The sequence below is a fragment of the Streptomyces sp. NPDC004111 genome (genome assembly GCF_042874215.1).
Classification (GTDB): domain Bacteria; phylum Actinomycetota; class Actinomycetes; order Streptomycetales; family Streptomycetaceae; genus Streptomyces.
In genome coordinates, this window is record NZ_JBIAMU010000035.1 from 41118 (window position 1) to 62523 (window position 21406).

The following is a 21406-nucleotide window of genomic DNA, read 5'->3' on the forward strand; positions in this document are numbered from 1 at the left end:
GGATAGGTTGCGGGCATGGCTGAGTGGGACATCAAGAAGCTGCGGATCCTGCGCACACTGCGCGACCGGGGCACCGTGACCGCGACGGCCGAGGCGCTGCTGATGACGCCCTCGGCCGTCTCGCAGCAGCTCTCCAACCTGGCGAAACAGCTCGACGTCACCCTGCTGGAGGCCCACGGGCGGCGGGTCAGGCTCACGGACGCCGCACATCTGGTGCTGCGGCACGCGGAGGCGGTCTTCGCCCAACTGGAGCGGGCCGACGCCGAGTTGCAGGGGTATCTGCGGGGCGACACGGGACAGGTGCGGATCGGGGCGTTCTCGACCGCGGTGCCCGCCCTCGTCGTTCCCGCCGTACGGCGGCTGCGCGAGAGCCACCCCGGCCTGGAGGTACGGGTGCGGGAGGCGGAGGCGGCCGAGGCGTACGAACTGCTCTCCGACGGGGCCGTGGACCTCGCCCTGTCGCTGGCCGCCCACGCGCCGACCGCCCGCGACCCGCAGTTCGCGCGCATTCCGCTGCTCGCCGACCCCCTCGACGTGGCGCTCCCGGCCGGCCACCCCCTCGCCGCCGCCCCGGGCCTGCGGCTGGCCGACCTGTCGGGCGAGGCGTGGATCTTCGGCGGCAGCGGCCCCTGGTCGGAGATCACCACCGCGGCCTGCGAGGCGGCGGGCTTCGTCCCCGTGCAGGCGCACAGCGCGGCCGGGTGGACCGCGATCCTGGCCATGGTCGAGGCGGGGATGGGGGTCGCCCTGGTGCCGCGGATGGCGGCGGCCGAGCGCCGGGCCGGGGTCGCCATGCGCACGCTCGAAGCGGACCAGCCCCGGCGGCACGTGGTCGCCGCGGTACGGCGCGGTGCCCAGGACGGCCCCGCGGTGGGCCGCACCCTGGCGGCGCTGCGGGCCATTGCGGCCGAGCGGGCGTGACCCGGAGGCCTTCCGCCCCGCCATTCTTCAGTTCCGCTTCAAAGCATGTGCGGAAACATTCGATGGACCTGAGGGGTGCGGGAGCGGCACAGTCGGAGCATGACGACGAAGCCCGCGCCCCAGGAAGACCCGCACGCCAACGACGCCTCCCCGTACGCGGGCGGCGACCCGTACGCCGACTACCGCACCGCGGGCGACGACGCCTCCGCCTTCGTGGAGCTGGTCGACCTCGCCGACCGCCGCCTCGGCGCGGGTGTCATCGCCGCCAACGACGAGTTCTTCGCCGAGCGCGAGAACCTCCTCATCCGCGAGCGCGCCGTCTTCGACCCGGAGCACTTCGGGCACAAGGGCAAGATCATGGACGGCTGGGAGACCCGCCGCCGCCGCGGCACCGACGCCGCGAACCCCTTCCCCGAGCCCGAGGACCACGACTGGGCGATCGTCCGCCTCGGCGCCCCCGGCGTCATCCGCGGCATCGTCGTCGACACCGCGCACTTCCGCGGCAACTACCCGCAGCGCGTCAGCATCCAGGCCACCGCCGTCGAGGGCTCCCCGAGCCCCGAGCAGCTGCTCGCCGACGACGTGAAGTGGGAGGAGCTCGTCCCCGTCACGCCGGTGAAGGGGCACGCCGCCAACGCGTTCGCGATCGACGTCGAGCGCCGCTTCACCCACGTCCGCCTCTGCCAGCACCCCGACGGCGGCATAGCCCGCCTGCGCGTGCACGGCGAGGTCGTACCGGACCCCGAGTGGCTCCAGCTGCTGGGCACCGTCGACCTGATCGCCGTACAGAACGGCGGCACCTACGAGGACGCGTCCGACAAGTTCTACTCCTCGCCGACCCAGATCATCCTGCCCGGCACCTCCCGCAAGATGGACGACGGCTGGGAGAACCGCCGCCGCCGGGTCCGCGACACCAACGACTGGGTGCGCTTCAAGCTGCTCGCCCAGGGCGCCGTCCGCGCCGTCGAGATCGACACCGCCTACCTCAAGGGCAACTCGGCCGGCTGGATCGCGCTCAGCGGCCGCAACGGCGACAGCGGCGACTGGTTCGAGATCCTTCCCCGCACCAAGCTCCAGCCCGACACCCTGCACCGCTTCAAGCTCGCCGCGCAGGCCGTCGTCACCCATGTGCGCCTCGACGCCTTCCCCGACGGCGGCGTCGCCAGGATGCGCCTGCACGGCACCGTCACCGAGCAGGGCCACACCGAGCTCAAGGCCCGTTACGAGGACCTGAGCAAGTAGCGCGCGGACAGCGCGAGCGACGCGGGCGGCCGGGCTGCGGCTGCCGAGCGAGCGGCACGGACCTCCGTGCGTGCGGTGGACAGCGATCCCGCACGCACGGAAAACAACGAGGGGCCCCGGCGCACACCCACCCGCGCCGGGGCCCCGTCGTGTTCGCTCCGCGCCGCTACGAGGCCGCGGCCTCGTCCGCCGCCTGCGCCTTCAGCGCCCGCTCGACACCCGAACGCGCCTCCGACACCAGACGCCGCAGGGCCGCACTCGGCTCCGCCGAGGCCAGCCAGGCGTCCGTGGCGTCCAGGGTCGCCTGCGAGACCTGCAGCGCCGGGTAGAGACCGACGGCGATCTGCTGCGCGATCTCGTGCGAGCGCGAGTCCCAGACACCCTTGACCGCGGCGAAGTACTTCTCCGTGTACGGAGCGAGCAGCTCACGCTGGTCGGTCTGGACGAAGCCGCCGATCACGGCCTCCTGGAGGGAGTTGGTCAGCTGGTCGGACTCCACGACCGACGCCCACGCCTCCGCCTTCGACTCGGCCGTCGGACGCGCCGCACGGGCCGAGGCCGCCTGCTGCTTGCCCGCCGAGGTGTTGTCGCGCGTCAGCTCCGCCGCGATCTCGTCCTCGTCGACGACGCCGACGGCCGCCAGCCGGTTCACGAACGCCCAGCGCAGATCGGTGTCCACGGCCAGACCCTCGATCGACTCCGAGCCCTCCAGCAGCCCCCGCAGCAGGTCCAGCTGCTGCGGCGTACGGGCGGTGGCGGCGAACGCCCGTGCCCACGCCAGCTGGTGGTCGCTGCCCGGCTCCGCCGAGCGCAGGTGGGCCAGCGTCGCCTCGGTCCACCGGTTCAGCCCGGCCTCGCGCCAGGACGGCGCCGAGTACAGGTCGAGCGCCAGCTTCACCTGACGGTGCAGCGACTGCACCAGGCCGATGTCCGACTCCTTGGAGATCCCGGACAGCACCAGCGCCAGGTAGTCGCGGGTCGCCAGCTCGCCGTCGCGGGTCATGTCCCAGGCCGAGGCCCAGCACAGCGCACGCGGCAGCGACTCGGTGAAGTCGCCCAGGTGCTCGGTGACCGCGGCCAGCGACTCCTCGTCGAGCCGGACCTTGGCGTACGACAGGTCGTCGTCGTTGAGCAGGACGACGGCCGGACGCGCGCGGCCCACCAGCTGCGCCACCGGCGTCAGCTCGCCGTCGACGTCCAGCTCGATGCGCTCGGTGCGCACCAGCTTGCCCGCGCCGTCCAGGTCGTACAGGCCGATCGCGATGCGGTGCGGACGCAGCGTCGAGGTGCCCTTGGCGCCGGCGGGCAGCGCCGGGGCCTCCTGCTTGACGGCGAAGGAGGTGATGGTGCCGTCCGCGCCGGTCTCGACGACCGGGCGCAGCACATTGATGCCGGCCGTCTGCAGCCACTTCTGCGACCAGGTCTTCAGATCACGGCCACTGGTCTGCTCCAGCGCCCCCAGCAGATCGCTGAGCTGCGTGTTCCCGAAGGCGTGCGCCTTGAAGTAGGCCTGCACCCCGCGGAAGAACTCGTCCCTGCCGACGTAGGCGACGAGCTGCTTGAGGACGGAGGCGCCCTTGGCGTACGTGATGCCGTCGAAGTTGACCAGGACGTCGTCCAGGTCACGGATGTCCGCCATGATCGGGTGCGTCGACGGCAGCTGGTCCTGCCGGTACGCCCAGGTCTTCATCGAGTTGGCGAACGTGGTCCACGAGTGGGGCCACTTCGAGCCCTCCGCGTACGCCTGGCAGGCGATGGAGGTGTAGGTGGCGAACGACTCGTTCAGCCACAGGTCGTTCCACCACTCCATGGTGACCAGGTCGCCGAACCACATGTGGGCCAGCTCGTGCAGGATGGTCTCGGCGCGCGTCTCGTACGCGGCGTCCGTCACCTTCGAGCGGAAGACGTACTGGTCGCGGATGGTCACCGCGCCCGCGTTCTCCATCGCGCCCGCGTTGAACTCCGGCACGAAGAGCTGGTCGTACTTGGCGAACGGGTAGGCGTAGTCGAACTTCTCCTGGAACCAGTCGAAGCCCTGCCGGGTCACCGCGAAGATGTCCTCCGCGTCCAGGAACTCCGCCAGCGAGGGACGGCAGTAGATGCCCAGCGGCACCCGCTGCCCGTCCTTGCCCACGTACTCCGAGTGCACCGCGTGGTACGGGCCGACGATCAGGGCCGTGATGTACGTGGAGATGCGCGGCGTGGGCTCGAAGGTCCACACGTCGTCCTTCGGCTCCGGCGTCGCGGAGTTCGAGATGACGGTCCAGCCGGTGGGCGCCTTCACGGTGAACTGGAAGGTCGCCTTCAGGTCGGGCTGCTCGAAGCTGGCGAACACCCGCCGCGCGTCCGGCACCTCGAACTGGGTGTACAGATAGGCCTGTTCGTCGACCGGGTCGACGAAACGGTGCAGGCCCTCACCGGTATTGGTGTACGCGCAGTCCGCGACCACCTTCAGCTCGTTGGCTCCGGCGCGTAGCCCCGCCAGGGCGATCCGCGAGTCCGCGAACACCGCCTTCGCGTCCAGCGCCTCGCCGTTCAGTACGACCTCGTGCACCGCCGGCGCCACGAGGTCGATGAAGCTCGCCCCGCTCTCGGCCGCCTCGAACCGCACCGTGGTCACCGAGCGGTACGTACCGCCCTCCTGCGCACCACTGAGGTCGAGCTCGACCTCGTACGCATCAACCGTGAGCAGCCGCGCGCGCTCCTGCGCCTCTTCGCGGGTCAGATTCGTACCAGGCACCCTGTCATCTCCTCGGATCGTGACGTTCTGGCCCATCCTTCCACGGGGTGGGCACCTACCGGGAGTGAGATTTTGCGGTGCCGGGGCTTCCGTATCGGCCGATCACGCGCGAGGGCGGGGCGGAGCCCGCAAAGGTTCCGCCCCGCCCCGTCACCGGCGCCGGTGTCAGCCCTTGAGCTCGGCCGCCACCAGTTCGGCGATCTGCACCGCGTTCAGCGCGGCGCCCTTGCGGAGGTTGTCGCCGGAGAGGAACAGCGCGAGGCCGTTGTCGACGGTCTCGTCCACCCGGATGCGGCCGACGTAGCTCACGTCCTGGCCCGCTGCCTCCAGCGGCGTCGGGATCTCGGACAGGGCCACGCCCGGGGCGCCGCCGAGCAGCTCGTAGGCGCGCTCCACGCCCAGCGGACGCGCGAAGCGCAGGTTGACCTGGAGCGAGTGGCCGGAGAAGACCGGCACGCGAACGCAGGTGCCCGAGACCTTCAGCTCCGGGATCTCCAGGATCTTGCGGGACTCGTTGCGGAGCTTCTGCTCCTCGTCGGTCTCGAACGAGCCGTCGTCGACGATCGCGCCGGCCAGCGGCAGCACGTTGAAGGCGATGGGCTTCTTGTAGACGTTCGGCTCGGGCAGCTCGACCTTGTCGCCGCCGTGGGTCAGCTCGGCCGCCTGGTCGACGACCTTCTTCACCTGGCCGTCCAGCTCGGCGACACCGGCCAGACCGGAGCCGGAGACGGCCTGGTAGGTGGTGGCGACCAGCGCGGTGAGCCCGGACTCCTCGTGGAGCGGCTTGAGCACCGGCATCGCGGCCATCGTGGTGCAGTTCGGGTTGGCGATGATGCCCTTGGGACGGTCCGCCACGGCGTGCGGGTTGACCTCGGAGACGACGAGGGGGACCTCGGGGTCGCGGCGCCAGGCGGAGGAGTTGTCGATGACCACGGCGCCCTGCGAGGCGACCTTCTCGGCGAGGGCCCTGGAGGTGGCGCCACCGGCGGAGAACAGCACGATGTCGAGACCGGAGTAGTCGGCCGCCGAGGCGTCCTCGATGGTGACCGGCTTTCCGTCCCAGTCCAGGGTGGAACCGGCGGACCGGGCGGAGGCGAACAGCCGCAGCTCCGTCACCGGGAACTCGCGCTCTTGGAGGATCCGCAGCATGACTCCGCCGACCTGACCGGTGGCTCCGACGATTCCGACCCTCACAGTGACTCCTCAGTCCGTGTACGCAGGCATGGCGACCTGCGGCGTTGGCACCCATGATGCGGGAGGTGCAGTCCGGCTTGTCCAATCCATTGTCCGATGGACGGGACGGCCCCGCCGACTTCCGTGAACGGCGGGACACAGGGCCCCTGCCCCCGGGATGCTCTGGTCATGACTGTGACGAAGAACAAGTGGACACCGACCCACGGCGACCCCTACCGGCCGGTGCCCTACACCCCCGCCCGGATGGACGCCGCCGCATCCCTGGCCCGCGCCGCCGAGCTGCGCGCCCGGATGGACGAGCGCCGCACGGTGCGCCAGTTCTCCACCGACCCCGTCCCCGACCAGGTCGTCCGCGACGCCATCGCGTGCGGCGCCACCGCGCCCTCCGGCGCCCACCAGCAGCCCTGGACCTTCGTCCTCGTCAAGGACCCGGACGTCCGCCGCCGGATACGCGAGGCGGCCGAGGAGGAGGAGCAGATCTCCTACGAGGGCCGCCTCGGCGAGGAGTGGCTCGACGCCCTGCGCCCGCTGGGCACCGACGAGGTGAAGCCCCACCTCACCGACGCCCCCGCCCTGATCGTGGTCTTCCAGCAGCGCTACTGGCTCGCCGAGGACGGCACCAAGCGCAAGCACTACTACGTGGACGAGTCGGTGGGCATCGCGGTCGGCATGCTGCTCTCCGCCCTCCACCTCTCCGGCCTCGCCGCCCTCGTCCACACTCCGAGCCCCATGCGCTTCCTCGGCGAGGTGCTGCACCGCCCGGTCAACGAGAAGGCGTTCGCGGTGATCCCGGTCGGCTACCCGGCCGACGACTGCATGGTCCCCGACCTGGTGCGCAAGTCGCTGGACCAGGTGCTGACGGAGATCTGAGCGCGGCTGTCCCGGGCGCCGAGGAGCTGACGCGGCACGCCCCGGGCGCGCGGCGGTGAAAAAGGCAAAAAAAGGGGGGCGGGCCGGAGAGATCCGGCCCGCCCCGCTCACGCGTTCACACCGTTACGGCGTGACCTTCTCGATCTGCACGCTGCCCGTGCCCGCGACTGTGCCGCGGGCGTTCAGCAGCTGCACCTCGCCGAAGAACTGGCGGCCTTCCGGCGCCGCGCCCCCGACGTTCACCGAGGCCGTGACCTGGGCCGACGCGCCGTTGGCGAGCTGGACCGGCTTCGACTCGTCGGTGGTGACCGTGCCGAGCGACGCCGCGAAGAACACGTCGCGGTAGTCGTAGGTGGTCGTTCCGGCGGGCACCGAGTAGCCGTCCACGACGATCGTGTACGTGCCGGCGGCGGGCTTGAGCAGGCTCACGGCCTCCTCGGAGTCGCCGTCCGCGGCCTTGCCGACCTCCTTGCCGTCCTTCAGGACCACCAGGTCCAGGTCGGCCTTCGCGTCGGAGACCTTGCCGATGGCGACGTCGAGGCGCTCGACGCCCTCGCCCAGGACGAGGGTGGTCTCCTGCGTCTCACCCTGCTTGATGGTCGGCTTGGCGACCTTCGCGGAGCCCAGCGAGCCGCCCTTCAGCTTGCCCGTGAGCGCGCCGAAGTTGTTGGTGACCTTCCACTCGACGGGGGCCGGGGTGCCGACCTTCGCCTCGGGGACGACCTTGACGGCCGGGTCGAAGTCCGCGCCCAGCAGGGTCACGTCCAGCGTGTACGGGTTGTCCAGCAGCGGCGACGTACGGCGCGACTCGACCTCGATCTCCCAGACGCCCGCGGCCGGCTCCTTGTAGGAGCGGACGTCGGGGCGGCAGGTGTTGGCCGGGTTGTTGTAGTTCGGGTAGCAGTTCGTCGTCGCCGTCGGGTCGGACGGCACACCGTACGGGTGGATCGCGATGAACCGGGTCTGGCTGCCCGCGGCGAGACCGCCGAGGGCGACCTCCAGGTTCTTCGCGCCCGCCGGGACGTTGACGAAGTACGAGGTGGAGGCGTTGCGCCGGGCGACGCCCGACTTCTTCAGCGTGTACGACGGCTTCGCCACCTCGTCGGCGGCGACGACGGTGGTGAGGATCTGCTTGTCGATGCCCTCGGTGGCCTTGTCGGACACCTCCAGGACGGCGCTGTGGATGCCGCCGGAGCGGGGCTGCGCGGAGACCTTCACGGTGACCGGCTTGTTCAGCGGCAGCTTCACGACGTCGTTGCCGACGACCTTGAAGGTGCCGTCGTTGTTCTCGAAGTGCAGCTCGTGGCGGACGTCACCGGCCGGACCCGAGGTACGGGTGATCGTGATGTCGTACGTCTTCTTCTGACCGGCCTTCAGGCCGCCCTCGCGGTCGTAGAGACCGGTGCCGAAGCCGGGGGTCTTCAGGGCCTCGTCGATCGCGGTGTCGACCGGGGCCTTCACCGTGTACTCGTGCGCGGTGGCGCCCTTCTTGAGGGACTTCCACGCGTCGACGACGTTGAGGAGACCGGCACCCTGCTCGTGCGCCTGGGCACCCTTGATGTGGTCGGCCTCGCTGACCAGCGCGGTGCGCAGCTTCGCCGGGGTGAGCTCCAGCTTGGCCTGCTTGGCCGCCGAGATCAGCAGCGCGGAGGCGCCCGCCGCCTGCGGGGAGGCCATCGAGGTGCCCTGGAGCATCTGGTAGCCGGCCGGCAGCGGGTAGCCCGCCTCGGCGACCGGGCCGCCGGGCAGCCAGGTCTGCGTGGTGTTGATCGCGGCGCCGGGTGCGGTGATCGTCGGCGCGAAGCCGCCGTCCTCGCGCGGGCCGCGGGAGGAGAACGGCATCATCGCGTACTTGGTCTTCACGACCGAGCCGTAGTTGGCCGCCCAGGTCTCCTTGGAGATGGACGCGCCGACCGAGATCACCTTGTCGGCGAGTCCGGGGTCGCCGATGGTGTTCGTACCCGGGCCGCTGTTGCCGGCCGAGATGACCAGCTGCACGCCGTAGGTGTCGATCAGGCGGGTGTACAGCTCGGCGCGGGCGTTGTTGCCGTCGTTGAGCGCGGGCAGACCGCCGATCGACATGTTGACGATGTCGACGCCGCGGTTCTTGACCAGGTCGGTCATGCCCTCGGTCAGGGCGATGTTGGTGCAGCCGCCGTCCCAGTTGCAGGCACGGGAGGAGACGAGCTTCGCGCCCGGGGCCGCACCGTTCATCCTGCCGCCGAACAGCTTGTTCGCGGCGGTGATGCCGGCGACGTGGGTGCCGTGCTCGCTCTCGATGACGCCGATGTTGACGAAGTCGGCCTTGGCGCCGGCGCCGTTGTAGACGACGTCCTTGCGGTACTCGACGACGAACGGAACCTGCTCGACGACGTCCGTCGCCGGGTTGTCCTTGCCGAAGTAGCCGACCTGGAACTTGTCCTTGTACGGGCTCATCGCGACCTCGTCGGCGAAGTCGCCGTCGTTGTCGAGGTCCACGCGGACGGTGCCGGCGGCCTGGTCGTAGAGCACGCCCCAGACGTCGGTGGTGTCGCCGTCCCGGTTGAGGTCGCCCTTGGCGTCGCCGCCCGCGGTGACGTTCTCGCGGAAGAGGTTGAACTTGTACGTGCCCGCGGGCGCCGTCCAGGTCCGGCCGCCGGCCGTGAAGGTCGGGCCCTTGACCTCGGTGATCATCGGGCGCCAGGTCAGGTCGCCGTCCGCCACCGGGTCGGTCGCCGTCACCCAGTCGACGATCTTGCGCTCGCCGGTGGTGGTCTTCTGGAGGGCCGGGTGGCCGAGGTCGACGCCCGAGTCCAGGATGCCGATGGTCACCCCGCGGCCGTCCGCCTTCGGGTTCTTCTTCACGAAGTCGACGGCGCCCGTCTCGAAGGACGGGTTGTACGGGTTCTCGGCGGGGGTGTCCTTGCCGGGCGCGGGGTACGTGCCCTTGGCCGCCTTCGCCGCGCCCTCGGCCCGGTCGCCCGACGGCGTCGGGTCGTCGAGCTTGATCTCCTGCTTGAGGTCGATGGCGTGGACGCTGGAGAGCTTGGCGGCCGACTTCAGCGCGGCCTCGGCCTTCGCCGTGGGCAGCGTCGCCCGTACGTAGCCGAGCTGGTCGTCCAGCTTGCCGACGACCGCACCCGGTACGCCGTCGAACTGGGCCTTGACCTGCTCGGTCGCGCCCGGCGCGGTCGCCACCATCACGGTGACGTCCTTGGCGCCGTCGCTCTGCGCCTTGGTGAGCAGCGCCTCGTCGGTGCTGCCGAGCTTGGCCTCGGTGGACTTGGGAGCCGGGGGAGTGGGCTCGGGGCCGGCGGCGGCGAACGCGGGCAGCGGCGCTGTCGCACACAGCGCGGCGACGAGCGAGGCGGCGAAGGTTATTCGCGCGGTACGTCTGACACCGCCCGCGCGAGGCGCGGAGGGCGGGAGGGTGGCGGTCATGTGCATCCTTGAATGTGAAGGATCTGGAAGAACTCCGGACAGAAAGAGTCCGGATTTCGGTGCCCAATGACCGGTCAGCATGTCCTAAGTGACAGTTGTTTGGGGAGAGTTGGCTGAGCCGAAATGCGCCCGTGGCACACATCCGCCACTGGCCGCCCCCCGCCACCCCCGCCACTTCCCCCGTCCGAAGAGCAATCCACAGCGGACCTGACTAGCCTCTGCAGATGAACGCTGAGCTGAGAGTGGCCGCCTACGCGGTGTGCGTACGGGAAGAGAAGGTGCTGCTGGCCCGCTGGGTGGCGCGGGACGGGGCCAAGCGGTGGACCCTTCCCGGCGGCGGGCTCGAACACGGTGAGGACCCCCTCGAAACCGTCGTGCGCGAGGTCGACGAGGAGACCGGCTACACCGTCGAGCCGGTGCAGCTCCTCGGCCTCGACTCCATCCGGCGCCGCTACCCCCGCCGCCTGGGGACCTTCGCGGACTTCCAGGGCCTGCGCATCGTCTACGAGGCGAAGGTCACCGGCGGCGAACTGCGCCACGAGACGGGCGGCTCCACCGACCTCGCCGCCTGGCACCCGCTGGAGAGCGTGAGCGGCCTGGACCGGGTCGAGCTGGTCGACACCGGGCTGGAGCTGTGGCGCACCCGCCCCGCGACCGGCCGCGTCGCGCAGCCGGGATCCGGTCGGCGCGGCCAGAGCGAGGACTGACGCCCCGGGAGGCGGGGACCGGTGCGCCGGGGCGTGCGGAACGTCCTCATCGCGGCAGCACCACCACGTAGGCGGCCGGGTCGCGGTCGGCGGAGGCCATCAGCGCCGTCCGCACCACGGCCGCCTGCTGGTCCATCGCCTCCCGCAGCTTCTTCGGGGTCAGGTGGACGACCGTGATGCCGAGCCGCTCCAGGTGCTCCCGCTTGCGCGCGTACTGCGACCAGAGCTCGTCCTCGTCCTGCCGGGGCGCCCGGGTGTCCAGCTCGACCGCCACCGACTGGTCCGGCCAGAACGCGTCCACCCCGCCCAGGTGCGGGCCGCCCGGCAGCCGCAGGTCCACGTTCCACACCGGGTCGGGCAGCCCGAAGCACCGCACCATCTCGTACAGCCGCTCCTCCCCGGCGGCCCGCCCCTCCGCGGTGACCGCCTCCACGGCGTCCGCCACGTGCGGCCGGGCCAGCAGCCGTGCGAAGCCCAGCTCCCGCACCAGCGCCGAGGGCTCGCAGTGCCCGCCGCGCACCGCCTCCGCGAGGATCCGCCGCACCGTGTCGGCGTCCGTCAGGTGCGCCACCGCGTCGGCCACCGCCCGCGCGACCGGGGCCACCGGCAGCCCGGTGATCGTCCGGGTGCCGGGCAGGGCGTGCGCCCGGACGATCCGTACGCAGCCCGTCGACCGCAGCCGCCTGGTCCGCGGCACCATCACGTCGATGTGCTCCAGCGCCAGCAGTGGCGGCGCGGAGGAGAACCGGTGCAGGGCCAGGGCGGCGAGCCCGGTGACCACCGCCTCGCTCTCCTTGTCCTGCCGCCCCACCCGGCCCGCGTACAGCAGCGCCGCGTGCAGCCGCTCCTCGCTGGTCGGCGGCCCCTGGTGCAGTACGAACACCCCCGGCAGCAGCTGCTGCCACGGCCCCCCGGCCCGGCACTGCGAGGCCGCCTTCGCGGCGGACACCCCGTGCTCGCGCAGCTGAGCGGTGGTCAGGACGCGGCGCTGGACGGAGGAGAGGTGGCCGAGCGGGACCGCGCGGGTGGGGGAGGGGATGGCGGGAGCGGTGTGCTCCGGGGTCGCGGTGGGCGCGGTGGGGGAGGTGGGCGCGGCGTTCGTGGTGTGCGCGAAGGGGGTCTCGGGGTGCGTGTTGTTGTTCATGCCGAGGACTTGCCCACCCCGGGACGGGCCTCTAACCGCTGTTACAGTCCCGTCGACAATTCGGGACAACACCGCCCTAAAGTACGGCTGTTCGACTGCCGAGGTGCCCTGGCGCGGCCGGCCGGAAACCTTCCTGCACAGACCGCACACGCGCGGTGCCCCGCACCCCCGGGAAGGGGTGCGGGGCACCGCGCGGCCGGCCGACCGGCCCCGTAGGGGGGGCGGAACTACGCCCGGCCGTCGCACTCCTGTGCGCGGCCCGCCCGCGCCAGGTCGTCCCGCGCCTCCAGCACCAGCCTGCGCAGCGCCGGCGCCGCGTCCGCGTGCGCGGCCAGCCACGCGTCGGTCGCGGCGAGGGTGCCGGCCGGGTCCTGGAGGGCCGGGTACAGGCCCTTCACGATCAGCACCCCGATCTGGATCGAGCGCTCGCTCCACACCCGCTCGATCGCCTCGAAGTACTTCGCCGCGTACGGCGCCAGCAGTTCCCGCTGGCTCCCCTGCTCGAAGCCCGCGATCGTCGCCTCGACCAGCGCGTTGGACAGCGCGTCCGACTCCACCACCGCGGCCCAGGCCTGCGCCTTGACCGCCTCGGAGGGCCGTGCCGCCAGGCAGCGCACCTGGTGCCGCTTGCCCGACGCCGTGTCGTCACGGGCCAGTTCGGCGCCGATCACGCCCTCGTCCGCCCGGCCGTGCGCGGCCAGCGGCGACAGCAGCGCCCAGCGCAGCTCCTGGTCCACGTCCAGGCCGTCGATCTTCGCCGTACCGGCCAGCAGGCCCTCCAGCAGCTGGAAGTCGGCGTCCGAGGAGGCCACGGCGGCGAGGAAGCGGGCCCAGGTCAGCTGGTGCTGGCTGCCCGGCTCGGCGTTGCGCAGCTCGCGCAGCGCCCCCTCGGCGAGCAGCCGCCCGCCCTCCTCGCGCCACTCGGGTGCCGCGTAGTGGCCGAGCGCCGACTGCGTCCAGGCGTGCAGCATCTGCAGCACGCCGATGTCGCTCTCCCGGCCCGCGAACCGCAGCACCAGGTCGACGAAGTCGCGGGCGGGCATCAGTGCGTCACGGGTCAGGTTCCACAGTGCCGACCAGCACAGCGCGCGGGCCAGCGGGTCGACGAGGTCGCCCAGGTGGTTGCGGAGCGTGTCCAGCGAACCCGCGTCGAAGCGGATCTTGCAGTACGTCAGGTCGTCGTCGTTGACCAGGACCAGCGCGGGACGCTCGGCGCCGGCCAGCTCGCCGACGACCGTGCGCGGACCCGCCACGTCGGTCTCCGCCCGCGCGTAGCGGACCAGCTCGCCGCCCTCCAGGCGGTACAGGCCCACTGCGACGCGGTGCGGGCGCAGCTCCGGGTGGGACGCGGCGGCCTCCTGCACCACGGCCAGCTCGGTGACGCGGCCCTCGGTGTCGCAGGTGACCTCCGGGGTGAGGGAGTTGACGCCGGCCGTCTGCAGCCAGGAGCGCGACCAGCCGGTGAGGTCCCGGCCGCTGGTCTCCTCCAGCGCGGACAGCAGGTCGCCCAGCTGTGTGTTGCCGTAGGCGTGCGCCTTGAAGTAGCGGCGGGCGCCCTCCAGGAAGGCGTCCCGGCCGACGTAGGCGACGAGCTGCTTGAGGACCGAGGCGCCCTTGGCGTAGGTGATGCCGTCGAAGTTCAGCTTGGCGTCCTCCAGGTCACGGATGTCGGCCGTGATCGGGTGCGTGGAGGGCAGCTGGTCGGCGCGGTAGGCCCACGCCTTGCGGCGGTTGGTGAAGGTGATCCAGCCGTCGGTGAAGCGGGTCGCCTCCACCATCGAGAAGGAGCCCATGAAGTCCGCGAAGGACTCCTTCAGCCACAGGTCGTCCCACCACTGCATGGTGACCAGGTCGCCGAACCACATGTGCGCCATCTCGTGCAGGATGACGTTGGCCCGGCCCTCGTACGCCGCGTTCGTGGTCCGCCCGCGGAAGATGTACTCCTCGCGGAAGGTGACCAGGCCCGGGTTCTCCATCGCGCCCAGGTTGTACTCCGGCACGAACGCCTGGTCGTACTTCCCGAAGGGGTAGGGGTAGTCGAAGTTGTCGTGGAAGAAGTCCAGGCCCTGCTTGGTGATCAGGAAGACGTCGTCCGCGTCGAAGTGCTTGGCCAGCCCCTTGCGGCACATCGCGCCCAGCGGGATCTCCAGCGTGGAGCCGTCGGGCAGCGCGCGCGTGTAGGTGTCGCTCACGTAGTGGTACGGGCCCGCCAGCACGGCCGTGATGTACGTGGAGATCGGCTTCGTCTCGGCGAACTGCCAGACCCCGTCGGCGTCGAGCTCGCCCGCGCCGTTGCTCCACGCCGTCCAGCCCTCGGGCGCTGTGACGGAGAAGCGGTACGGCGCCTTGAGGTCGGGCTGCTCGAAGTTGGCGTACACCCTGCGGGCGTCGGCCGGCTCGTACTGGGTGTAGAGGTAGACCTCGCCGTCCTCCGGGTCGACGAAGCGGTGCATGCCCTCGCCGGTGCGGCTGTAGGCGCACTGGGCGTCCACGACCAGGACGTTCTCGGCGGCCAGGCCGTCCAGGGCGACGCGTGCCCCGTCGAAGACGGCCGACGGGTCGAGCGAAGTGCCGTTGAGGGTCACCGCGTTCACCGAGGGGGCCACCAGGTCGGCGAAGGCGGAGGCGCCGGGCGTGGCGGACCGGAAGCGGATCGTCGTCACCGAGCGGAACGTGCGCGGCCCGTCCCCCTCGTGGTCGCCGACCGCCGAACGCAGGTCGAGCGCGACCTCGTAACCGTCGACGGACAGCAGCTCCGCCCGCGACTGGGCTTCGTCGCGGGACAGGTTCTCACCGGGCACGGGCACTCCTTCGTGACACGTATCGACACACTCGGATCGACACACTCGAAACAGGACCGATCCTCGCATGTGCACCTGTCGAATCGAACACGGGAATGGGTGCGGGACGCGGTGGGTTGTCCCGGCACACCCTTATGGCGATGCGCACCGAGGAGATACCGACATGTCCGACACGGCTGCCAAGACTCCCGCAGATTTCTGGTTCGACCCGCTCTGCCCGTGGGCCTGGATGACCTCCCGCTGGATGCTGGAGGTCGAGAAGGTCCGTGACGTGGAGGTCCGCTGGCACGTGATGAGCCTGGCCGTGCTCAACGAGGGCCGCGACGTGCCCGAGGAGTACGCGGAGGCGATGAAGGCGGCCTGGGGCCCGGTCCGGGTCGTCATCGCCGCCCAGCAGCAGCACGGCGACGAGGTCGTCGGCAAGCTCTACACCGCGCTCGGCAACCGCATCCACGTGGCGGGCCGCGGCGTCACCGACCCCGAGGTGATCCCGGAGGCGCTCGCCGAGGTCGGCCTGCCCGCCTCCCTCGCGGACTTCGCCACCCAGGGCACGTACGACAAGGAACTGCGCGCCTCGCACGAGTCAGGCATCTCGCTGGTCGGCCAGGAGGTCGGCACCCCGGTCATCGCGGTGCCGGGCGCGGACGGCGGACAGGTCGCCTTCTTCGGTCCGGTCGTCACCCCCGCCCCCAAGGGCGAGGCGGCGGCCCGGCTGTGGGACGGCACCCTGCTGGTGGCCTCCACCCCGGGCTTCTTCGAGCTGAAGCGCACCCGTACCCAGGAGCCGGTCTTCGACTGAGGCGCTCCCGCATCCGGGTGCCGGTCCTCGACAGGGGCACCCGGGTGCCGCGCGCCGTCACCGTCCGGCCGCTCCCGGCGGGCAGGTGCGGGCAAACCCGTTTAGCGTCCCCGTATGGAGACAGGTGAGACACGCGGTGACATAGCCGGGGGCGGGTTCCCCCGCGTCCCCGGCCCCGCGCAGGAAGCAGAACTGCCGGGCGCCCCGGGAGCACGCGAGGACCCGCCCGCGCCGCACGGCACCACCCCCCGGACCGCCCTGCCCGTACGCCCGACCGACCGGGTGGTGCGGGCAGGGTGCCAACTGCTGGCCGGCCTCTGGCGGCTGACCGGCCTGCGCCGCGCCTCCGCCGCGCTGCGCCACTACCTCGCGGGAACCGGCGCCCCCTTCCCGCTCGACGCCGCCACCCTGGCGGCCCTGCCACCGGTCAGGGCGGCGGTCAACGCCCGCCTGATGGAGGCCGAGGCCGGCCGCTGGACGGGCACCGACGACTGGCGCGGCGTCCGGATCACCCCGTCCACCTCGGTGGACTGGTGGCTGGCGGTCCGCGGCGTCCAGTACCGGGTGGTGCGCCCCAACCCGCGCTACTACCGGGTGGAGTTCCGCAAGAGCTGGAACTTCGACCCGGCCGGCTCCGGGTGCGGCATCCCCTTCACCCCCTTCGCCCGTCTCCACGCCACGGGACTCGCCCACGCGTACGTGGCGGCCGGCCGCACCGGCTACCTGCCGCGCTGAGCACCCCCGGCACAGAAGAGCCCCCGCGAGTCATGTCCTCGCGAGGGCTCTTCGTCCATCCACCCGCCCGGTGAAGGTTGAGAAGACGATCACGAGGGGGGCGTATCGGGGCTCCCGCCGGTCGGGCGGGAGGGGGTGGCAGGTGCTACCGGGAACTCCGGGTCACGGAGTGATCAGCGGGGTGCGGTCCTTCGCCTCGGCGTACCGCTTCGCCACGTCCTGCCAGTTGACGACCGCCCACATCGCCTCGATGAAGTCGACCTTCTGGTTCTTGTACTGCAGGTAGAAGGCGTGCTCCCAGGCGTCGAAGACCAGTACCGGCACCGAGCCCTGGCCGACGTTGCCCTGGTGGTCGTAGACCTGCTCGACGATGAGGCGGCCCGAGACCGGCTCGTAGGCGAGGACGCCCCAGCCGGAGCCCTGCGTCGTCGCGGCGGCCTTCGTCAGCTGCGTCTTGAACTTGGCGAAGGAGCCGAAGGACTCGGTGATCGCGTCCGCGAGGTCGCCCACGCCGTCCGCGGCCAGCGGCTCGCCGCCGCCGCTGTCCTTCGGGGAGGCCATGTTGTGCCAGTAGATGCTGTGCAGGATGTGGCCGGAGAGGTGGAACGCGAGGTTCTTCTCCAGGCCGTTGATCGAGCCCCAGGACTCCTTGTCGCGGGCCTCTTCGAGCTGCTCCAGGGTGTCGTTGGCGCCCTTGACGTAGGCGGCGTGGTGCTTGTCGTGGTGCAGCTCGATGATCTGCGGGTTGATCACCGGCTCCAGCGCCGCGTAGTCGTACGGAAGTTCAGGAAGCGTGTAGATGGCCATGTCGTCCGACCCCTCCGATGCTTATTGCAAGTCGTATGCAGCTGCACGCTACCAGCACTTATTCGAAGCGGCAGCTAAGGTCTGCCTCAGTAAATGGACCTAGGACGACGGTCCGATCAGGGGTCGCCGGGACCCGGATCCGGGCCGGCCAGGTCCGCGAAAACGCGGAGGCCCGGCCCGCGCACCGAGCGCGGACCGGGCCCCTGGCCGAGGGGGAGGGGCGTCAGCCCCGCACCCCCTCCTTCGCCCTCTGCCGTACGAAACCGACGACGGCCAGCGCCACCGTCAGCCCCGCCGTCATCCACAACTGCTCCCGGGTGTCCGGCTGCATCGCCATCAGCACGAAGACCCCGCACATCGCCACCAGCGCCGCACAGGTCAGCCCCGGGAACAGCCACATCCGCACGGCCAGCTTCTCCGGCTCCTCGCGCTCGGTGCGCCGGCGCAGGATCAGCTGCGAGACGGCGATGAAGACCCAGACCACCAGGACGACCGCACCGGTCATGTTCAGCAGCCACTTGAAGATGTCGTCCGGCCGCCAGTAGCTCAGCAGCACGCACAGGAAGCCGCCGGCCGAGGAGGCGACGACCGCCCGGCGCGGCACGCCGCCGGAGACCTTCGCGAGGAACTTCGGCCCCTGGTCGCGCTGGACGAGCGAGAACGCCATCCGGGACGCGCCGTAGATGTTGGCGTTCATCGCCGAGAGCAGGGCCACCAGCACGATCACGTTCATGATCTGTCCCGCGCTGGGGATGCCCAGGTGGTCCAGGGTCGCCACGTACGGGCCGACCTCGACGACCTTCTCGTCCTTCCACGGCACCAGGGTCACCACGACCGCCATCGACCCGACGTAGAACAGCGCGATCCGCCACATCGCGGTGCGCACCGCCTTGGCGACACCGCGCACCGGGTTCTCCGACTCGGCCGCGGCGATCGTCACCGTCTCCAGGCCGCCGTACGCGAACAGCGAGGCGAGCAGGCCGATGATCAGGCCCTCGGAGCCGTTGGGGAAGAAACCGCCCTCGCCCGTCAGGTTCGCCGCACCGGGTGCCGGGGCGTCGGAGCCGGGCAGCAGTCCGACGATGGCGAGCGCGCCGATGATCAGGAACAGCGCGATGGCACCGACCTTGAGGGCGGCGAACCAGAACTCGAACTCGCCGAAGTTCTTCACCGCCGCCAGGTTGGTGCCCAGGAACACCACCATGAACAGGGCCACCCACGCCCACGCGGGCGTACCCGGCAGCCAGCTCGTCATGATCTTGGCCGCGCCGATGCCCTCCATGCCCACGGCCACGCACAGCAGCACCCAGAACGACCAGCCCGCCGTGAAGCCCGCCCACGGCCCGATCGCCCGCTCGGCGTGCACCGAGAAGGAGCCCGACGCCGGATTGGCCGCCGACATCTCCCCGAGCATGCGCATCACCAGCATGACGATCAGGCCGGATATCGCGTACGCGACGACGATGGAGGGCCCCGCGGCGGCGATGCCGGTGCCCGAACCGACGAAGAGCCCGGCACCGATCACCCCGCCGAGGGCGATCATCGAGAGATGACGCTGCTTGAGACCGCTGCCGAGGGAGGAGCCGGCGGACGCTTCGGTCGGTGCTTCGGGCGGCGGGGCGGAGGTCCGAGACATGGGCGTGCCCTGTTCACTAGCTGAGACGGTGGGGGAGCGAGGCGGCAAGTGGCTCACAGTCTCGGCACGCGCACCGGTCAGAGGGAACAGTGGACCGCTATACGGACACCACGCTCACACACGGTGAAAATCTAGGCACGCCGCGCGCGCAACTCCCGCACCAGCGACACCACAAGCACCACCACGGTCGCACCCGCCGACCACAGCAGCTGCGGCCGGGCCGTGTCGTCCCCCAGCATCAGCACCAGCACGACCCCCATCGCCGCCAGCGCCGCCCAGGTCAGATACGGGAACGCCCACATCCGCAGGGTCAGCCGCTCCGGCGCCTCCCGCTCGATCCGCCGCCGCAGCCGCAGCTGCGAGACGGCGATCAGCCCCCACACGAACAGCAGCACCGCGCCGACCGCGTTGAGCATGTAGAGGAAGACGGTGTCCGGCCACAGCAGATTGAGCAGTACGGAGAGGAAGCCGAAGGCCACCGAGGCGAGCACCGCCCGCCGCGGCACCCCGCCCGGCGAGGTGACCAGCAGACCCCGGGGCGCCTCGCCGCGCTCGGCCAGCGAGAAGACCATCCGGGACGCCCCGTACAGATTGGCGTTCAGCGCGGAGAGCAGGGCCACGAAGACCACGATGTTCATCAGGGTGCCCGCCGAGGGGACCCCGATGCGGTCGAGCACCGCGACGTAGGGGCTCAGGCCCGGCGTCATCGACGTCCACGGCAGCAGCGTCACGATCACCAGCATCGAGCCGACGTAGAAGAACAGGATCCGGAACACCGCGCTGCGCACCGCGCGCCCCACCGCACGGGCCGGGTCGTCCGTCTCGGCGGCGGCGATCGTGACGATCTCCAGACCGCCGAACGCGAACACCACCGCGAGCACCCCGGAGATCACCCCGGACCACCCGTGGGGGAGGAAACCGCCCTGCCCGGTCAGATTGACGGTGCCGACCGGTTCGGTGTCCGGCAGCAGCCCGAAGACTGCCAGCAGACCGAGGACGAGGAAGAGGACGATCGCGCCGACCTTGAGCGCGGCGAACCAGAACTCGAACTCGCCGAAGTTCTTCACCGCGGACAGGTTGGCGGCCGTGAAGACCACCATGAAGATCAGCACCCAGCCCCACTGCGGGATCCCCGGCACCCAGCCGTTGGCGATCTTCGCGGCGCCGGTGGCCTCCACCGCCAGGACCACCACCAGCAGGAACCAGTACAGCCAGCCGACGCTGAACCCCGCCCACCGGCCGAGCGCCCGCTCCGCGTGCACCGAGAACGAGCCCGACGCGGGCATCGCCGCCGACATCTCCCCGAGCATCCGCATCACCAGCATCGCGACGGCGCCCGCGATCAGGTACGACAGGACGATCCCCGGCCCCGCCACCGCGATCCCGGCCCCCGAGCCCACGAACAGACCCGCCCCGATCACCCCGCCCAGACCGAGCATCGTGAGATGCCGCTGCTTGAGCCCGCCGGACAGGGGCTCCTTCGGCTCGGGCGTGCGGAGCTGCTGGTCGTGCATGGCGCTCGTACTCTCGAAGGGCCGCGGAGCGGGGGCGCGCGGCCAGGGGGGATTTGGCGGGACCCCACAGTCTCCCCTCTCCCGCACCCGCCACGCAAAAGGGACCTATCTCTCTACGCCGCCAGTGATGCGCATCACGTCCCCGGGCCCCGACCGGGGGCCCTTTGTGCGAAGTCCACCAAGCCCCTGTCCCAGGCTTTGTCGGCGTTCTAGGGTGATCGAGCGTTAACCCCTGGGCTAACGTCGCCATGTCCCTGACTGCCACCCTCTCTTCCCCGCGGAGTCCCGATGAGCACTGCTGCCGTATCCGTCCGCCCCGGTGCGGTCCTCGCCGACCTGCTCCCCGCCAGCCGCGTGCGCACCGCCGCGCTCGTCGTCGGTGGCGCCGCGCTCACCGGCATCGCGGCCCAGATAGCCGTCCCCGTGCCCGGCTCGCCGGTGCCGGTCACCGGCCAGACCTTCGCCGCGCTGCTCGTCGGCACCGCCCTCGGCGCCCGCAACGGTTTCCTGTCGCTGGCCCTGTACGCGCTGGTGGGCATGGCCGGAGTGCCGTGGTTCCAGGCCGGCACCTCGGGTCCGGGCGGTGCCTCGTTCGGTTACGTGCTGGGCATGCTGCTGGCCGCCACGGCCGTCGGCGCGCTGGCCCGGCGCGGCGGTGACCGCTCGGTGCTGCGGACCGCGGGCACCATGGCGGTCGGCTCCGCGATCGTCTACGCCGTGGGCGTCCCGTACCTGATGGCGGTCACCGGCATGGGCCTGGGTGCCGCGCTCGCCGCGGGCGTCGTCCCCTTCCTGATCGGCGACGCGCTCAAGGCGGCGCTCGCGATGGGCGCGCTGCCCGCCGCGTGGAAGCTGGCCGGCCGCAGGGGCTGAGGC

The 21406-nt window shown here is 71.3% G+C and carries 15 protein-coding genes; 7 read left to right on the forward strand and 8 right to left on the reverse strand.

From position 1 onward, the window contains the following. Window positions 1-15 precede the first annotated feature (15 nt). Both ACFYVL_RS42190 and alc read left to right on the forward strand, forming a co-directional pair. Window positions 16-921 (forward strand): LysR family transcriptional regulator, encoded by a 906-nt coding sequence (locus tag ACFYVL_RS42190; protein ID WP_389255016.1) that lies wholly within the window; start codon window positions 16-18, stop codon window positions 919-921. Window positions 922-1020: 99 nt separating this feature from the next. Continuing rightward, window positions 1021-2163, forward strand: a complete 1143-nt coding sequence (gene alc, locus ACFYVL_RS42195; protein ID WP_389255018.1) for an allantoicase — start codon at window positions 1021-1023, stop codon at window positions 2161-2163. Window positions 2164-2329: 166 nt separating this feature from the next. Here alc and pepN (ACFYVL_RS42200) read toward each other — a convergent pair whose 3' ends face one another. Then, window positions 2330-4903: an aminopeptidase N gene (gene pepN / locus ACFYVL_RS42200; protein ID WP_389255020.1), complete on the reverse strand. Its 2574-nt coding sequence runs from the start codon at window positions 4901-4903 to the stop codon at window positions 2330-2332. 165 nt (window positions 4904-5068) lie between these two features. Further along, the gene (locus tag ACFYVL_RS42205; protein ID WP_389255022.1) at window positions 5069-6097 is read right to left on the reverse strand and encodes an aspartate-semialdehyde dehydrogenase; all 1029 of its coding nucleotides are present in this window, start codon (window positions 6095-6097) and stop codon (window positions 5069-5071) included. A 168-nt stretch (window positions 6098-6265) separates the two neighbouring features. Here ACFYVL_RS42205 and ACFYVL_RS42210 point away from each other — a divergent pair, with 168 nt between their 5' ends. Further along, window positions 6266-6967, forward strand: a complete 702-nt coding sequence (locus tag ACFYVL_RS42210) for a nitroreductase family protein (protein ID WP_389255024.1) — start codon at window positions 6266-6268, stop codon at window positions 6965-6967. 123 nt (window positions 6968-7090) lie between these two features. Here ACFYVL_RS42210 and ACFYVL_RS42215 read toward each other — a convergent pair whose 3' ends face one another. After that, entirely contained in the window at window positions 7091-10393 is a 3303-nt protein-coding gene (locus ACFYVL_RS42215; RefSeq protein WP_389255026.1) for a S8 family serine peptidase, read from the reverse strand. 218 nt (window positions 10394-10611) lie between these two features. Between ACFYVL_RS42215 and ACFYVL_RS42220 the strand changes: the two genes are divergently transcribed. Then, window positions 10612-11094: an NUDIX hydrolase gene (locus ACFYVL_RS42220; protein WP_389255028.1), complete on the forward strand. Its 483-nt coding sequence runs from the start codon at window positions 10612-10614 to the stop codon at window positions 11092-11094. A gap of 46 nt (window positions 11095-11140) precedes the next feature. Here ACFYVL_RS42220 and ACFYVL_RS42225 read toward each other — a convergent pair whose 3' ends face one another. Further along, on the reverse strand, window positions 11141-12307 hold the full coding sequence (locus ACFYVL_RS42225) for a hypothetical protein (protein WP_389255053.1): 1167 nt from the start codon (window positions 12305-12307) through the stop codon (window positions 11141-11143). 158 nt (window positions 12308-12465) lie between these two features. After that, window positions 12466-15039, reverse strand: a complete 2574-nt coding sequence (pepN, locus tag ACFYVL_RS42230) for an aminopeptidase N (RefSeq protein WP_389255030.1) — start codon at window positions 15037-15039, stop codon at window positions 12466-12468. Between the two features lie 163 nt (window positions 15040-15202). Between pepN (ACFYVL_RS42230) and ACFYVL_RS42235 the strand changes: the two genes are divergently transcribed. Both ACFYVL_RS42235 and ACFYVL_RS42240 read left to right on the forward strand, forming a co-directional pair. Next, window positions 15203-15838, forward strand: coding sequence for a DsbA family protein (locus ACFYVL_RS42235; protein WP_389255032.1), 636 nt, complete (start codon window positions 15203-15205; stop codon window positions 15836-15838). Between the two features lie 114 nt (window positions 15839-15952). Continuing rightward, window positions 15953-16573, forward strand: a complete 621-nt coding sequence (locus ACFYVL_RS42240; protein ID WP_389255034.1) for a hypothetical protein — start codon at window positions 15953-15955, stop codon at window positions 16571-16573. 162 nt (window positions 16574-16735) lie between these two features. Here the strand turns inward: ACFYVL_RS42240 and ACFYVL_RS42245 are convergent, their stop codons facing one another. The 3 genes from ACFYVL_RS42245 to ACFYVL_RS42255 all read right to left on the reverse strand — a co-directional run bounded on the left by ACFYVL_RS42245 (window position 16736) and on the right by ACFYVL_RS42255 (window position 20530). After that, a complete protein-coding gene (locus ACFYVL_RS42245) occupies window positions 16736-17380 on the reverse strand; it encodes a superoxide dismutase (protein WP_389255036.1) in 645 nt (214 codons plus the stop codon). Window positions 17381-17603: 223 nt separating this feature from the next. Further along, window positions 17604-19016 carry an amino acid permease gene (locus ACFYVL_RS42250; protein WP_389255038.1) on the reverse strand — a complete coding sequence of 471 codons (1413 nt, stop codon included), beginning with the start codon at window positions 19014-19016 and terminating at the stop codon, window positions 17604-17606. Window positions 19017-19147: 131 nt separating this feature from the next. Further along, window positions 19148-20530, reverse strand: a complete 1383-nt coding sequence (locus tag ACFYVL_RS42255; RefSeq protein ID WP_389255041.1) for an amino acid permease — start codon at window positions 20528-20530, stop codon at window positions 19148-19150. 288 nt (window positions 20531-20818) lie between these two features. On the opposite strand from ACFYVL_RS42255, the gene ACFYVL_RS42260 reads away from it, so the two are divergent. After that, on the forward strand, window positions 20819-21403 hold the full coding sequence (locus tag ACFYVL_RS42260; RefSeq protein WP_389255043.1) for a biotin transporter BioY: 585 nt from the start codon (window positions 20819-20821) through the stop codon (window positions 21401-21403). The last annotated feature ends 3 nt before the right edge of the window (window positions 21404-21406 follow it).

Coding starts and splice junctions, on each gene's coding strand:
- ACFYVL_RS42190 (WP_389255016.1), top strand. CDS start 16: ATGGCTGAGTGGGACATCAAGAAGCTGCGGATCCTGCGCACACTGCGC.
- alc (WP_389255018.1), top strand. CDS start 1,021: ATGACGACGAAGCCCGCGCCCCAGGAAGACCCGCACGCCAACGACGCC.
- ACFYVL_RS42210 (WP_389255024.1), top strand. CDS start 6,266: ATGACTGTGACGAAGAACAAGTGGACACCGACCCACGGCGACCCCTAC.
- ACFYVL_RS42215 (WP_389255026.1), bottom strand. CDS start 10,393: ATGCACATGACCGCCACCCTCCCGCCCTCCGCGCCTCGCGCGGGCGGT.
- ACFYVL_RS42220 (WP_389255028.1), top strand. CDS start 10,612: ATGAACGCTGAGCTGAGAGTGGCCGCCTACGCGGTGTGCGTACGGGAA.
- ACFYVL_RS42235 (WP_389255032.1), top strand. CDS start 15,203: ATGTCCGACACGGCTGCCAAGACTCCCGCAGATTTCTGGTTCGACCCG.
- ACFYVL_RS42240 (WP_389255034.1), top strand. CDS start 15,953: ATGGAGACAGGTGAGACACGCGGTGACATAGCCGGGGGCGGGTTCCCC.
- ACFYVL_RS42245 (WP_389255036.1), bottom strand. CDS start 17,380: ATGGCCATCTACACGCTTCCTGAACTTCCGTACGACTACGCGGCGCTG.
- ACFYVL_RS42250 (WP_389255038.1), bottom strand. CDS start 19,016: ATGTCTCGGACCTCCGCCCCGCCGCCCGAAGCACCGACCGAAGCGTCC.
- ACFYVL_RS42255 (WP_389255041.1), bottom strand. CDS start 20,530: ATGCACGACCAGCAGCTCCGCACGCCCGAGCCGAAGGAGCCCCTGTCC.
- ACFYVL_RS42260 (WP_389255043.1), top strand. CDS start 20,819: ATGAGCACTGCTGCCGTATCCGTCCGCCCCGGTGCGGTCCTCGCCGAC.